Consider the following 13,918-nt stretch of genomic DNA (forward strand, 5'->3'; position numbering starts at 1 on the left):
GCTCGCCGAACGTCAGGGTGTCATGACTACACAAACCATCGTCACACGAAAGGCTCTCGACCGCTCGGTGCTCTACTGGACCGCCACCGTGCTGGTCGCGGCGGAACTGGTGGTCGGCGGCTGGTGGGACATCACCCGCTACCCGCAGGCCCGCGACACCATCGTGCACCTGGGCTATCCGGCCTACTTCCTGGTCCTGCTGGGAGTCTGGAAGCTGCTCGGCGCGCTCGCGCTGCTGGTTCCGGGATTTCCCCTGGTCAAGGAGTGGGCCTACGCGGGCGTCGTCTTCGTCGACAGCGGCGGTATCGTCTCGCACCTGACCGTCGGCTATGCCCGCGGCGAGGTGGCCGTGCTCGCGCTGCTGCTCGTGCTCACGATCATCTCGTGGGCGACGCGCCCGGCCGGGCGGAAAGTGCGGGACCAGCTGATAGGTTTCCGGCGGAATCTCCCGTAGAACACCGCGTTTCCATTCGACCCGATCGATCCGAAAGCGAGTGCTCGATGCAGGTGGCGATCGCCCTGTTCACCCGTGACCTGCGGGTGCACGACAATCCGGTGCTGGCGGCGGCCGCGGCGGGCGGGGCGGTGGTGCCGCTGTTCGTGCTGGACCCCGGGATCATCGAGCGAAACCCGGTCGCGCCCAACCGGCTCCGCTTCCTGACGGCGGCGCTCGCGGACCTCGACGCCGAATTACGCGGGCTCGGCGCACCATTGGTGATCCGCCGGGGCCCGGTCGTCGACGAGGTGGCCCGGGTGATCGCCGAAACCGGCGCGACGAGTGTGCAGGTGGCCGCCGATGTCAGCCGGTACAGCCGAAACCGTGAGCGGGAGTTGCGCGTTCGCGCGGGCGAGTCGGGATGCCGGCTGGTGGCGCATCCCGCGTCGGTGACCGTGGTCGACCCGTCGGAGCTGCGTCCGGCCACCGGCCGCGACCATTTCGCGGTCTTCACACCGTATTTCCGCCGCTGGCTCGACACCCCGCTGCGGCCGCAGGCCCCGCGCCCACGACATCTCGCGGGGCCCGACATCGGCGGCGAGCCCGTGCCCGCCTATACGGATCTGTGCGCCGAGCCGACCTCCCCGCACCTGTCCGTGGGTGGCGAGCGCACCGGCCGGAAACTGTTGCGCGACTGGCTCTCCGGGCCCGTGGACCACTACCACACCGACAGCGACATCCTGGCCGGCGCCACCTCCGGCCTCTCGCCCTACCTGCACTTCGGCTGCCTCTCCCCGGTCGAGGTGGTCCGCCGCACCGATCTCGCCACCCCCGGCGGCGAGGCCTTCGCCCGTCAGCTGGCCTGGCGCGATTTCCACCATCAGATCCTCGCGGCCCGGCCGGACCTCGCCCACACCGACTTCCGCCCGCGCCCCACCGCCCCGCGTGACGACCCGCACGCCTTCGCGGCCTGGCGGGACGGACGCACCGGCTACCCGGTCATCGACGCGGCCATGCGGCAACTGCTGGCCGAGGGCTGGATGCCCGGTCGCGCCCGGCTGCTGGCCGCGAGCTTCCTCACCAAGTCGCTGGGCGTGGACTGGCGCCTCGGCGCGGCGCACTTCCTGACCTGGCTGGTCGACGGCGATATCGCCAACAATCAGATGAACTGGCAGTGGGCCGCGGGCACGGGCACCGACACCCGCCCGAACCGGGTCCTCAACCCCATCCGCCAGGCCGAACGTTTCGATCCCGACGGCGAGTACGTCCGTCGCTGGCTCCCCGAGCTCGCGCATCTGCCCGGTGGGCGCATCCACAAGCCTTGGCGCGCAACACCTCCAGTGCCCGGCTATCCGGCTCCGCTGGTGGAGTTCAACGGCATGTGATCGTCGGCCCGACTCGCGATATAGCAACGATGCAGCAATCTGAGCTGTCCGATTTCGGTAGAGTGCGTCGGTGGCCTCCGGTCATGCTCGGTCTCGACACTGCGAACGGAGCGATCATGGGTCGGAATTCGGTCGCCAGTCAGCTGGTCGGCGCCCTCGTCGCCGCCGGGGTCCAACGGGTGTACGGACTGGTGGGGGATAGTTTGAATCCCTTCGTCGACGCGGTGCGCCGGACCGAGGGCATCGACTGGGTGCACTGCCACAACGAGGAGAGCGCGGCCTTCGCCGCCGGCGCGGAATCGGTGCTCACCGGCCGGCTGGCGGTCTGCGCGGCCAGTTGCGGACCCGGCAATACCCACCTGATCCAGGGGCTCTACGACGCGCATCGCAATGGCGCCGCGGTGCTGGCTATCGCCTCGCACATTCCCAGCCGTGAGATCGGCACCGGCTTCTTCCAGGAAACCCATCCCGAGCGACTCTTCGTGGAGTGCAGCCATTTCTGTGAGATGGTCGGCACCCCCGAGCAGATGCCGCGGCTCGCCTACATCGCCATGCAGACCGCACTCGGCCGGCATGGCGTCTCGGTGCTGGTGGTCCCCGGTGACGTGCTCAGCGCGGAGGCCGAGAACCGCGGCTGGCAGTCGGATCTGGTGGCCGAAGCGCCGGCCGTGGTTCCGCCCGCCGCCCAGGTGGACCGCCTCGCGGAGGCCCTCAATGACGCCGACACCGTGGCCCTGTTCGCCGGCGCGGGTGTGCGCGGTGCACACGCCCAGGTCATGAGCCTGGCCGAGCGGCTGCACGCCCCGATCGGCCACGCGCTCGGCGGCAAGGAGTGGATCCAGTTCGACAACCCGTACGACGTCGGCATGAGCGGCCTGCTCGGATACGGCGCCGCCTACGAGGCCACGCACGAAGCCGACCTGCTGCTGTTGCTCGGCACCGACTTCCCCTACGACACCTTCCTGCCGCAGAACGGCCGGATCGCCCAGATCGACCGCGACCCGTCCCGCATCGGCCGCCGCGCCGCCGTCGATATCGCCGTCAACGGTGACGTGGCCACCACCATCGACGCGGTCCTGCCGCTGCTGCACCAGAATCCGAGCCGCGCCTTCCTCGACGACATGCTCCGCCGGCACGCCTCCGCGCTGGAGAACGTGGTGGACGCCTACACCCGCGATATCGACCACCACACGCCCATCCACCCCGAGTACGTCGCCTCGCTCATCGACGAAATCGCCGACGACGACGCGGTTTTCACCGTCGACACCGGTATGTGCAATGTCTGGGCGGCGCGGTACATCAACCCGAACGGCCGCCGCCGCATCATCGGCTCGTGGCGGCACGGCACCATGGCCAATGCTCTCCCGCACGCCATCGGGGCCCAGACGGCCTACCCGGGCCGGCAAGTGATCTCGCTGTCGGGAGACGGCGGTCTGGCCATGCTCATGGGTGAGCTGCTCACCGTCTGGCGGCACCGGCTGCCGGTGAAGATCGTGGTGTTCAACAATTCCACGCTCGGCATGGTGAAGCTGGAGATGCTGGTCGACGGCATGCCCGACTACGGCACCGATCAGGAGCCGGTCAACTACGCCGATATCGCTGCGGCCGTGGGCATTCCGTCGCTGCGGGTGACCGACCCGGCCGGGGTGCGGGCCGCGCTGGCCGAGGCATTCGCCGAGCCCGGGCCGATGCTGGTGGACGTGGTCACCGACCCCAACGCCCTGTCCCTACCGCCACGGATCGATGCCGCGCAGGTCAAGGGCTTCGCCCTGGCCGCGGGCAAAATCGTGCTGGCCGGCGGCGTCGGCCGCATGCTCGACATGGCCCGCAGTAACCTGCGCAATATCCCGCGCCCGTAGCGGGCCGCGAATTCCCGCTGCTGGACCCCGGCGGAAACCGGTCGGCCTGCTTCTGGAAGAAATAGGGCATGGCTGTTCGACCGATCCTCATCGCCGGTGACCCCAGACTGTCCACTCCGGCCGTGCCCGTCACCGAATTCGACGCGGAGCTGGCCGCTTTCGTCGAGGACCTGTTCGAGACGAACACCGCGGCCCGGGGCGCGGGCCTGGCGGCCAATCAGATCGGCGATCCCCGTGCGGTTTTCGTGTACGACCTCATGACCGCCGACGGCCGCCGGCGCGGGCACGTCATCAACCCGATCATCGAGACCTCCGAGATCCCGGAGACCATGCCCCACCCCGACGACGACGCCGAGGGCTGCCTCTCGGTCCCTGGCGAATGGTTCCCGACCGGTCGCGCCGACTGGGCCGAGGTGTCGGGCGTCGACATCCACAACCAGCCGGTCATCGTCTCCGGCACCGGCTACCTGGCCCGCTGCCTGCAGCACGAGACCGATCACCTGCGCGGCCACCTGTACCTGGACCGCCTCATCGGCCGCAATCAGCGCGCCGCCAAGAAGATGATCAAGGCCAATGGCTGGACCGAAGCGGGCCGCTCCTGGCTGCCCGGCCAGGACACCGACCCGTTCCACGACTAGGAGACTGCTGAATAACGTGGCGTGTCGGCCCGGTCCGAAGGACCGGGCCGACACGAATTATTGGGGTGCAGGGTGAGTGTGGGTCGAATCCGGAGTTGATGGACGCGGCGGCGCTGGTGGGGCATCTGGTTCCGGCGGGCAGTGTGTTCGCGTTTCTGGCAGAGCATCGCCGGGAGGTGTTCCCGGCTGCGATGTTCGAGGATCTGTTTCCGAGCAGGACCGGGCGGCCGAGTCTGCCGGGCGAGGTCGCGGCATCGGTGATGGTGTTGCAGGCGTTGCACGATTTGTCGGATCGGGAAACGGTGGCCGCGTTGCGGTGTGACCTGCGGTGGAAGGTGGCGTGCGGGCTGGCGTTGGACGACGCCGGGTTCGATGCGTCGACGCTGACCTATTGGCGTCGGCGGCTGGCGCGATCGCAGAACCCGAACCGGATCTTCGACGCGGTCCGCGCCGTGGTCGCCGAAACTGGTGTGCTGCAAGGTAAAACGCGGCGCGCGTTGGATTCGGTGGTGCTCGACGACGCGGTCGCCACTCAGGACACGGTGACCCAGTTGATCGCCGCGATCCGGCGGGTGCGCCGCGAGGTGCCCGGCGCGGCGGCGGTCATCGCCGCGCAATGCCATGCCCACGACTACGACGATCCCGGTAAACCGGCGATCGCCTGGGACGACACCACCGCGCGGGAAGCACTGGTGTCGGCGTTGGTCAACGATGCGACGGCGGTCGTGAATGCGTTGGCCGGCACCGGATTCGACGACGCAGTGGCCGAGAAGGCGTCGCAGGCGCTGGCGCTGCTGGCGTTGGTCGCCGGGCAGGATGTGGAACCGGCCGAGGGTTCCGACGGCACCGACGGGCGCTGGCGCATCGCGCGCCGCGTCGCCGAGGATCGGGTGATCTCGGTGGTCGATCCCGAGGCCCGCCATGTCCACAAGACTGTGCACAACCGCCAGGACGGCTACAAGGCCCACGTCGCGGTCGAACCCGACACCGGCCTTTTCACCGATGGCAGCCTCACCCGGGGCGCGGGCGGCGACAACCACGAAGCCGTCGTCGGCCTGCGTTTGCTCGCGAGCGAGGATGGCCCTCGAGAAGTGTTGGGCGACAACGCATACGGCACCGGAGACCTGCGCGCCGAATTATCCCAGCGCGGCCATACCGCGATCATCAAACCCGCCCCGCTGCGTCCTGCTGTCGAGGGCGGATTCACTCTCGACGAGTTCACCTTCCACAACGATGCGACCGTGACCTGCCCGAACGGGGTCACCCGCTCGATCACCGCCAAATACAAAGTCGTCTTCGGCATCGCGTGCCGCGACTGCCCGCTGCGAGCGCGATGCACCGCCAGCAAGTCCGGCCGCACCCTGAACCTGCATCGACACCACCGATTGCTGCGCCACGCCCGACGCGACTGGCACGAGCAGCCGGAGTTGGTCGAAACCTACCGGCAGCACCGGCCCATGGTCGAGCGATCGATTTCCTGGCTCGTCGGCCCGAAAGGCCGCTGCCGAAAACTGCGCTACCGCGGCACATCCGCCAACGATCACTGGCTCCATCGGCGCATGGCCGCACTGAACCTGCGACGACTGCTCAACCTCGGCCTCACCAACACCGCCGGAACCTGGGCCATCGCCTGACCCGGCCCACGACCCCGACAGACTCGGCCGGACACCCTCCCGAAGGGCACACCCCAGCCCCCGAGAGCCCCACTCACTCCATCACCAGAAACCAGTGGTGGGTGGCCGCGCTACGCGCGGCCACCCACCAAACCGGGCTTATTCAGCAGTCTCCTAGGTCCCGGTCTCCCTACCGGGTGAATGCATCGGCCTCAACTCCCAGGGTCGATCCTGGACGCTGACAGCGCGAATCCGGCCAGGGCGGTGAGGAATACGCGCGCGCTGCCGAGGGCGTGGGCCGGCCGGCGAGGGTGAACAGGCCAGCGAAGGCTTCAGCGCGTGACGGATTCGCGTGCGTCCATCGCCGCGCCGGTCAGCTCGATCGAGCGCACCCGGTCGTCGATGTTCTGGGCGTGGTGTGCCGTGATGAGTTCGTCGGCCTGGATATCGGCCGCGAAATCCTCCAGGTACGCCACGACATCGGCGGGTGTGCCGACGGCGGTGTACGTGGTCATCCTGGCCAGGTGACGGCCATTGGGCGAGGCCAGGAAGGCGTCGATCTCCTCGTCGGAGAAGTCCATGCCCGCCGCGCCGCGCTTGATGAACGCGCGGGTGCGCGCCCGGTAGGAGATGGTCTTCTGCTCCTCGGCCTGCGCGCGCTCCTCGGCCGCGAACACATTGACTCCGGCCATGACATACGGCTCGGCCAGTTGCTCGGAGGGCCGGAACCGGTCGCGGTATTCGCGGACGGCCTCGTGCAGGGAGTCGGGCGCGAAGTGGGAGGCGAAGGCGTAGGGCAGGCCCAGGTGCGCGGCCAGCTGCGCGCCGAACAGCGACGACCCCAGAATGTAGAGCGGCACAACGCCTTCCGCGCGCGGCACCGCCTGAATGCCCGGAATCCGCGAGTTCCCGGTCAGGTACCCCTGCAATTCCAGCACGTCCTGCGGGAAGGTGTCCGCCGAGGATGGATTACGCCGTAGCGCCCGCATGGTCTCCTGATCGCTGCCCGGCGCGCGGCCCAGCCCGAGGTCGATGCGACCCGGGTACAGCGATTCGAGGGTGCCGAACTGCTCGGCGATCACCAGCGGCGAGTGGTTGGGCAGCATGATTCCGCCCGCACCGAGCCGGATGGTCTCGGTATGCCCGGCCACGTGGCCGATGAGCACGCTGGTCGCGCTGGACGCGATCGAGTTCATATTGTGGTGCTCGGCATACCAGACCCGCTGGTACCCACTGCGTTCCGCCGCCTGCGCCAGCGCGACGCTGTTCCGGAAGCTGTCACGCGCGGTCTGACCGGGCGCGATCACCGCCAGGTCGAGGAGGGACAGTGCGATGGGCATGCTGGCACCGGCTTTCGTGGATGTCGTGGTCTGGACGGCGGGCGCTGTGGCACCCGCACCCAGTGATAATTCGATCGGCATCGAACTTATGCCCGCACCTCCCCGAGCGGCCACCGGGCCACCGGTCGGCTACCGGAATTTCTCCACGTGCTCCGCGGCCCAGTCCCGGACATCCCGCGCCGGCCGGCCGGTGAGGTCGGCCACGGTCGGCGTGACCAGATCCGAGCGTGGCCGGAATTCGGCCATCGACAGCAGTGATTCGATCAGCCGCGCCGGCAGTCCGGCCCCGGTCATCGACTCCCGCGCCGCCTCCAGCGGCAGCGCCTCGAACCGCAGCGAACGACCCAGCACCTCGCCGATCGCCGCGACCTGATCCGCCCGCCCGACCACCCGCGGCCCGGTCACCAGGTATTTCCGCCACGTGTGCGAGTGATCGGTGAGCAGTCGCGCCGCCACGGCCGCGATATCGCCCTCGTGCACCACCGCGCTCGGTGCGACCTCGGTCCCGCGCACCACGTCACCAGCGCGAATCTGCCCCGCCCAGCCCAGCGCGTTGGAGGCGAGGGTGTCCGCGCGCAGCACGGTCCACGGCAGCCCCGAGGCCTCGATGAGCGCCTCCATCTCGGCATGCAACTGCGGAATCAGATCCGATTGCGGCCCTTGGTCGTTCACAGTCGTGGACGACAGATACACGACGCGCTGGGCGTGCCCGGTGAGCACCTTCAGTACCTGCGCCGCGCCCTGCGTCCCGTGGAACGGCCACACCAGGAACACCGAGTCGACCCCGTCCGCGGCCGCGGCCAGGGATTCCGGCTCGGCCAGATCCCCGCCCATCACCTCGACTCCGGGCGGCAGGCCGGCGGTCTCCGGATCGCGAGCCAGCGCTCGTGTCCGCACCCCCGCCGCGACCAGTTGGGCGACTACCTGCCGGCCGACGTTTCCCGTCGCACCCACCACGAGCACACTGTTCACGTTTTCGGAAACCCACCGTGACCGGGCCGAATTTCCGAAATGCCGGGATATCTATGGTGGCCCGAATCACACCCGACCCCATCGCCCCAGGTCGCGAAGATCAGGTCAGGTGACCCTTACTGGAATGAGGGATGGAATTCCGTCACACTGATGTTGTGAAAACCGTGGGTTTGCGGAACGCGGAACAGGCCGGGCACCAACTCGAGGGTGCCCGGTCCGTTGTCGTGCCCGTGCCGGCGGGTGAGGGTCACACTCGGGAAGCCGTCATCAAGCTGCTGCTGGAGGAGGGCCCGATCACCGCGACCGCCATCGGCGAACGCCTGGGCCTGAGCCCGGCGGGCGTGCGCCGGCACCTGGATGCGCTCATCGAATCGGGCGAGGCTCACGCGACGCGGTCGGCGCCGTGGCAGCAGAAGGGCCGTGGTCGTCCCGCCAAGCAGTTCCAGCTGACGGCCACCGGCCGTGGCCGCCTGGGGCACGCCTACGATGACCTCGCCGGAGCCGCCATGCGGCAGCTGCGCGAGATCGGCGGGGACCAGGCCATCACCGAGTTCGCGCGCAAGCGGGTGGCGACCATCGTGTCCGGGGTCGGCGAGCTCGCCGAGCACACCCCGGCCGAGACCGAGGCCAAGGCGGAGGAGATCGCGGACGCGTTCACCGACGCCGGATTCGCGGCCTCGACCCGGAAGGTCGGTGCGGGCGTACAGATCTGCCAGCACCACTGCCCGGTCTCGCATGTCGCCGAGGAGTTCCCCGAGCTGTGCGCGGCCGAGCTCGAAGCCTTCCGGGAGATTCTCGGTACGCACGTGCAGCGCCTGGCGACCATCGCCAATGGCGACTGCGCCTGCACCACGCACGTCCCGCTCGTCGCAGTGCCCCCCATATCGAATACCGCCCAAAAGAATTCCGCATCGACCCCCGTTGCACAGCCCGCAACGACTTCTACAGATGACTCCGGAAGGAGTGCCGAATGACGACGACCACCGACCAGGTGCAGCCGCTGTCCCAGGAAGAGACCATCGCGTCCCTGGGTACCTACGAGTACGGCTGGGCCGACAAGGATGTCGCCGGTGCCAGTGCCAAGCGCGGCCTGTCCGAGGACGTCGTGCGCGACATCTCGGCGAAGAAGAACGAGCCCGAATGGATGCTCGACTTCCGTCTCAAGGCGCTGCGCATCTTCGACAAGAAGCCCATGCCGAGCTGGGGCTCCAACCTCGAGGGCATCGACTTCGACAACATCAAGTACTTCGTGCGCTCGAGCGAGAAGCAGGCCGCGTCCTGGGAGGAACTGCCCGAGGACATCAAGAACACCTACGACAAGCTGGGCATCCCGGAGGCGGAGAAGCAGCGGCTGGTCGCGGGTGTCGCCGCGCAGTACGAGTCCGAGGTCGTCTACCACTCCATCCGAGAGGACCTGGAGAAGCAGGGCGTCATCTTCCTCGACACCGACACCGGTCTCAAGGAGCACCCGGAGATCTTCCAGAAGTACTTCGGCTCGGTCATCCCCTCGGGTGACAACAAGTTCTCCGCGCTGAATTCGGCCGTGTGGTCGGGTGGTTCGTTCATCTATGTGCCGCCGGGCGTGCACGTGGACATCCCGCTGCAGGCGTACTTCCGCATCAACACCGAGAACATGGGTCAGTTCGAGCGGACGCTGATCATCGTCGACGAGGACGCCTACGTCCACTACGTCGAGGGCTGCACCGCGCCGATCTACTCCTCGGATTCGCTGCACTCCGCGGTGGTCGAGATCATCGTGAAGAAGGGCGGCCGCTGCCGCTACACCACCATCCAGAACTGGTCGAACAACGTCTACAACCTGGTGACCAAGCGCGCCAAGGCCGAGGCCGGCGCGACCATGGAGTGGGTCGACGGCAATATCGGCTCCAAGGTCACCATGAAGTACCCGGCCGTGTGGATGACCGGTGAGTATGCCAAGGGCGAGGTGCTCTCCATCGCGTTCGCCGGTGCGGGCCAGCACCAGGACACCGGTGCGAAGATGCTGCACCTGGCGCCGCACACCTCCTCGACCATCATTTCCAAGTCGGTGGCGCGCGGCGGCGGTCGTGCCTCGTACCGCGGTCTGGTGCAGGTCAACAAGGGTGCGAACGGCTCGAAGTCGACCGTGAAGTGTGATGCGCTGCTGGTGGACACCATCTCCCGCTCCGACACCTACCCCTACGTCGACATCCGCGAGGACGACGTGACCATGGGCCACGAGGCCACCGTGTCCAAGGTGTCCGAGGACCAGCTGTTCTACCTGATGAGCCGCGGCCTCACCGAGGACGAGGCGATGGCCATGGTGGTGCGCGGCTTCGTCGAGCCCATCGCCAAGGAGCTCCCCATGGAGTACGCGCTGGAGCTGAACCGCCTGATCGAACTGCAGATGGAAGGAGCCGTCGGCTGATGACGGTCGAGAATGTTGCCGTTGCTGCCGAGGGCCGCGTGCCCGCCGTCAACAAGGGCGAGGTGTTCGCGTCCTTCGACGTGAACGCCTTCGAGGTGCCCTCGGCTCATGACGAGGCGTGGCGATTCACCCCGTTGCGCCGGCTGCGCGGCCTGCACGACGGCACCGCGGTGCGCGACGGGCAGGCTGTCGTCGAGGCGAACACCGCCGCGGGTGTGACGGTCGAGACCGTCGGCCGCGATGACGCCCGTCTCGGTGTCGCCGGCACCCCCACCGATCGCGTTGCCGCGCAGGCGTACTCCGGTTTCGAGCAGGCGACCATCGTGTCCGTCGGCTCGGAAGTCGAAGTGGCCGAGCCGGTTATCGTGACCATCACGGGTCCGGGTGAGGGCAGGACCGCCTACGGGCACACCCAGATCCGCCTCGGCAATTTCGCCGTCGCGAACGTGGTCCTGGATCAGCGCGGCAACGGAACCTATGCGGAGAATGTGGAATTCGTGCTCGGCGACAGCGCCAAGCTGAATGTCACCGTCATCCAGGACTGGGCCGACGATGCCGTGCATGCCACCGCGCATCACGCCAAGCTGGGTCGTGACGCCACCCTGCGGCACACCAATGTCACCCTCGGTGGCGATCTGGTGCGCTTGACCGCGAACGTCCGCTACGACGGCCCGGGCGGCGACGCCGAGCTGCTCGGCGTGTACTTCGCCGATGACGGCCAGCACTTCGAGCAGCGCCTGCTGATCGATCACGGGGTGCCTCACTGCAAGTCGAACGTGCTGTACAAGGGTGCGCTGCAGGGCGATCCGTCCTCCAGCAAGCCGGACGCGCGCACCGTGTGGGTGGGCGATGTGCTCATTCGCGCGGCGGCCGAGGGCACCGACACCTACGAGGCCAACCGCAACCTGGTACTCACCGATGGCGCGCGCGCCGACTCGGTGCCGAACCTGGAGATCGAGACCGGCGAGATCGTCGGCGCCGGACATGCCTCGGCCACCGGCCGTTTCGATGACGAGCAGCTGTTCTACCTGCGCTCGCGCGGTATCAGCGAGGAGGCGGCGCGGCGTCTGGTCGTGCGCGGCTTCTTCTTCGAGATCATTCAGAAGATCACCGTCCCCGAGGTCCGGGAGCGGCTCGAGGCGGCCATCGAGGCCGAGCTCGCCGCTGTCGGCGCTTAGCGGCGAGCCGCTGTCGGATAACAGCCCACTACTTCCCATCCCTGCAAAGGAATTCGAATTCGATGACCACCCTGGAAATCAAGGACCTGCACGTCGAGGTCGCCAACCCGGACGAGAACGCCGAGCCCATCAAGATCCTCAAGGGCGTCAACCTGACTGTGAAGTCCGGTGAGACCCACGCGATCATGGGCCCCAACGGCTCCGGCAAGTCGACCCTGTCCTACGCCATCGCCGGGCACCCCAAGTACACCGTCACCCAGGGCACCATCACCCTCGACGGCGAGAACGTGCTGGAGATGTCGGTCGACGAGCGTGCGCGGGCGGGCCTGTTCCTGGCCATGCAGTACCCCGTCGAGGTCCCGGGCGTCTCGGTCTCGAACTTCCTGCGCACCGCCGCCACCGCCATCCGCGGCGAGGCCCCCAAGCTGCGCACCTGGGTGAAGGAAGTCAAGGAGGGCATGGCCGAGCTGGACATCGATCCGGCCTTCGGCGATCGCTCGGTCAACGAGGGTTTCTCCGGTGGTGAGAAGAAGCGCCAGGAGATCCTGCAGCTGAGCCTGCTCAAGCCGAAGATCGCCATCCTCGACGAGACCGACTCGGGTCTGGACGTGGACGCGCTGCGGATTGTTTCCGAGGGTGTGAACCGTTACAAGGAGCGGGAGACCGGCGGCATCCTGCTGATCACCCACTACACCCGCATCCTGCGCTACATCCAGCCGGACTTCGTTCACGTGTTCGTGGGCGGTCGCATCGTGGCCGAGGGCGGCTCCGAGCTGGCCGAGGAACTCGACGCGAACGGCTACGTGCGCTTCACCTCAGCTTCCGTAGGAGCCTAAATGACCAGCACCGTGGGGACTCTCGACATCGCCAGGATCCGGGCCGACTTCCCGATCCTGAGCCGGACCGTGCGCGACGGAAAACCGTTGGCGTACTTGGATTCCGGTGCGACGTCGCAACGTCCGCTGCAGGTGCTCGACGCCGAGCGGGAATTCCTGCTCGAACACAACGCGGCCGTGCATCGCAGCGCGCACCAGCTCGCCGAGGAGGCCAATGAGGCCTACGAGGCGGCGCGCGCGGCGATCGCGGCGTTCGTCGGCGTCGGCGCGGACGAGATCGTCTACACCAAGAACGCGACCGAGTCGCTGAACGTGGTGGCCTACGCCTTCTCCGACGACCGATTCCCGTACCGCGTCGGGCCCGGCGACGAGATCGTCATCACCGAGCTCGAACATCACGCGAATCTCGTGCCGTGGCAGGAACTCGCGCGCCGGACCGGTGCGACGCTGAAATGGTACGGCGTCACCGACGAGGGTCGCATCGACCTGGACTCGCTGGAGCTGTCGCCCGCCACCAAGGTGGTCGCCTTCACCCACCAGTCGAACGTGACCGGCGCGGTCGCGGATGTCGCCGAATTGGTGCGCCGTGCAAAGGAAGTCGGCGCGATCGTGGTGCTGGACGCCTGCCAGTCGGTGCCGCACATGGCGGTGGACTTCAAGGCGCTGGGCGTCGACTTCGCGGCCTTCTCCGGTCACAAGATGCTGGGCCCCTCGGGCGTCGGCATCCTGTACGGCCGCCGTGAGCTGCTCGAGGACACCCCGCCGTTCATCACCGGTGGTTCCATGATCGAGACCGTGTACATGGATCACTCGACCTTCGCCCCGCCGCCGCTGCGGTTCGAGGCGGGCTCGCAGATGATCTCGCAGGTCGTCGGATTGGGCGCGGCTGTCCGGTATCTGAGCAGTGTCGGCATGGAAGCCGTTGCGGCGCATGAGCACTCGCTCATCGGCGCGGCGCTCGAAGGTCTGGGCGAGATCGAAGGCGTCCGCATCATCGGCCCGACCGAGAACGTGAACCGCGGCGGCGCGGTGTCGTTCCTGGTGGACGGTATTCACGCCCACGACGTCGGCCAGATCCTCGACGACCAGGGTGTCGCCGTCCGTGTGGGTCACCACTGCGCGTGGCCGCTGCACCGGCACTTCGGTATCGCCGCGACCGCGCGGGCCTCGTTCGCGGTGTACAACACCCTCGACGAGGTCGATCAGCTGGTGGCCGCGGTGCGGAAGGCCCAGAGCTTCTTCGGAGTTGCATAG

Annotated in this window: 12 protein-coding genes; 10 read left to right on the forward strand and 2 right to left on the reverse strand. The window is 68.0% G+C overall.

Annotation, left to right across the window (positions count from 1 at the left end; genetic code table 11):
- Positions 1 to 22: 22 nt before the first annotated feature.
- The 5 genes from ACQP1O_RS15825 (at position 23) to ACQP1O_RS15845 (ending at position 5,952) form a co-directional block, all read left to right on the forward strand.
- On the forward strand, positions 23 to 454 hold the full coding sequence (locus ACQP1O_RS15825) for a DoxX family protein (protein ID WP_433566535.1): 432 nt from the start codon (positions 23 to 25) through the stop codon (positions 452 to 454).
- Positions 455 to 501: 47 nt separating this feature from the next.
- Positions 502 to 1,821 carry a cryptochrome/photolyase family protein gene (locus tag ACQP1O_RS15830; protein WP_433566536.1) on the forward strand — a complete coding sequence of 440 codons (1,320 nt, stop codon included), beginning with the start codon at positions 502 to 504 and terminating at the stop codon, positions 1,819 to 1,821.
- Between the two features lie 116 nt (positions 1,822 to 1,937).
- Positions 1,938 to 3,680 (forward strand): pyruvate dehydrogenase, encoded by a 1,743-nt coding sequence (locus tag ACQP1O_RS15835; protein ID WP_433566537.1) that lies wholly within the window; start codon positions 1,938 to 1,940, stop codon positions 3,678 to 3,680.
- A gap of 68 nt (positions 3,681 to 3,748) precedes the next feature.
- Positions 3,749 to 4,318: a peptide deformylase gene (locus ACQP1O_RS15840; RefSeq protein WP_433566538.1), complete on the forward strand. Its 570-nt coding sequence runs from the start codon at positions 3,749 to 3,751 to the stop codon at positions 4,316 to 4,318.
- Positions 4,319 to 4,383: 65 nt separating this feature from the next.
- Complete coding sequence (locus ACQP1O_RS15845) at positions 4,384 to 5,952, forward strand: IS1182 family transposase (protein WP_433565655.1); 1,569 nt, start codon at positions 4,384 to 4,386, stop codon at positions 5,950 to 5,952.
- 311 nt (positions 5,953 to 6,263) lie between these two features.
- Here the strand turns inward: ACQP1O_RS15845 and ACQP1O_RS15850 are convergent, their stop codons facing one another.
- Together ACQP1O_RS15850 and ACQP1O_RS15855 are read right to left on the reverse strand one after the other, a co-directional pair.
- Positions 6,264 to 7,271 carry an LLM class flavin-dependent oxidoreductase gene (locus ACQP1O_RS15850; protein ID WP_433566539.1) on the reverse strand — a complete coding sequence of 336 codons (1,008 nt, stop codon included), beginning with the start codon at positions 7,269 to 7,271 and terminating at the stop codon, positions 6,264 to 6,266.
- A 129-nt stretch (positions 7,272 to 7,400) separates the two neighbouring features.
- Positions 7,401 to 8,228, reverse strand: coding sequence for an NAD(P)H-binding protein (locus ACQP1O_RS15855; protein WP_433566540.1), 828 nt, complete (start codon positions 8,226 to 8,228; stop codon positions 7,401 to 7,403).
- A 146-nt stretch (positions 8,229 to 8,374) separates the two neighbouring features.
- Between ACQP1O_RS15855 and ACQP1O_RS15860 the strand changes: the two genes are divergently transcribed.
- From ACQP1O_RS15860 to ACQP1O_RS15880, 5 genes are all read left to right on the forward strand, one after another.
- Positions 8,375 to 9,217, forward strand: a complete 843-nt coding sequence (locus tag ACQP1O_RS15860) for a helix-turn-helix transcriptional regulator (protein ID WP_433566541.1) — start codon at positions 8,375 to 8,377, stop codon at positions 9,215 to 9,217.
- A complete protein-coding gene (sufB, locus tag ACQP1O_RS15865) occupies positions 9,214 to 10,650 on the forward strand; it encodes a Fe-S cluster assembly protein SufB (RefSeq protein WP_433566542.1) in 1,437 nt (478 codons plus the stop codon). The genes ACQP1O_RS15860 and sufB overlap by 4 nt, the downstream gene beginning before the upstream one ends.
- Entirely contained in the window at positions 10,650 to 11,828 is a 1,179-nt protein-coding gene (sufD, locus tag ACQP1O_RS15870; protein WP_433566543.1) for a Fe-S cluster assembly protein SufD, read from the forward strand. The genes sufB and sufD overlap by 1 nt, the downstream gene beginning before the upstream one ends.
- A gap of 62 nt (positions 11,829 to 11,890) precedes the next feature.
- Positions 11,891 to 12,664 (forward strand): Fe-S cluster assembly ATPase SufC, encoded by a 774-nt coding sequence (gene sufC / locus ACQP1O_RS15875; protein WP_433566544.1) that lies wholly within the window; start codon positions 11,891 to 11,893, stop codon positions 12,662 to 12,664.
- Entirely contained in the window at positions 12,665 to 13,918 is a 1,254-nt protein-coding gene (locus ACQP1O_RS15880) for a cysteine desulfurase (protein WP_433566545.1), read from the forward strand.

Source organism: Nocardia sp. CA-151230 (genome assembly GCF_050942175.1).
Classification (GTDB): Bacteria; Actinomycetota; Actinomycetes; order Mycobacteriales; family Mycobacteriaceae; genus Nocardia.

Excerpts from the sequence above, each read along its gene's own strand:
- ACQP1O_RS15825 (WP_433566535.1), top strand. The coding sequence starts at position 23 with ATGACTACACAAACCATCGTCACACGAAAGGCTCTCGACCGCTCGGTG.
- ACQP1O_RS15830 (WP_433566536.1), top strand. The coding sequence starts at position 502 with ATGCAGGTGGCGATCGCCCTGTTCACCCGTGACCTGCGGGTGCACGAC.
- ACQP1O_RS15835 (WP_433566537.1), top strand. The coding sequence starts at position 1,938 with ATGGGTCGGAATTCGGTCGCCAGTCAGCTGGTCGGCGCCCTCGTCGCC.
- ACQP1O_RS15840 (WP_433566538.1), top strand. The coding sequence starts at position 3,749 with ATGGCTGTTCGACCGATCCTCATCGCCGGTGACCCCAGACTGTCCACT.
- ACQP1O_RS15850 (WP_433566539.1), bottom strand. The coding sequence starts at position 7,271 with ATGCCCATCGCACTGTCCCTCCTCGACCTGGCGGTGATCGCGCCCGGT.
- ACQP1O_RS15860 (WP_433566541.1), top strand. The coding sequence starts at position 8,375 with ATGGAATTCCGTCACACTGATGTTGTGAAAACCGTGGGTTTGCGGAAC.
- sufB (WP_433566542.1), top strand. The coding sequence starts at position 9,214 with ATGACGACGACCACCGACCAGGTGCAGCCGCTGTCCCAGGAAGAGACC.
- sufD (WP_433566543.1), top strand. The coding sequence starts at position 10,650 with ATGACGGTCGAGAATGTTGCCGTTGCTGCCGAGGGCCGCGTGCCCGCC.
- sufC (WP_433566544.1), top strand. The coding sequence starts at position 11,891 with ATGACCACCCTGGAAATCAAGGACCTGCACGTCGAGGTCGCCAACCCG.
- ACQP1O_RS15880 (WP_433566545.1), top strand. The coding sequence starts at position 12,665 with ATGACCAGCACCGTGGGGACTCTCGACATCGCCAGGATCCGGGCCGAC.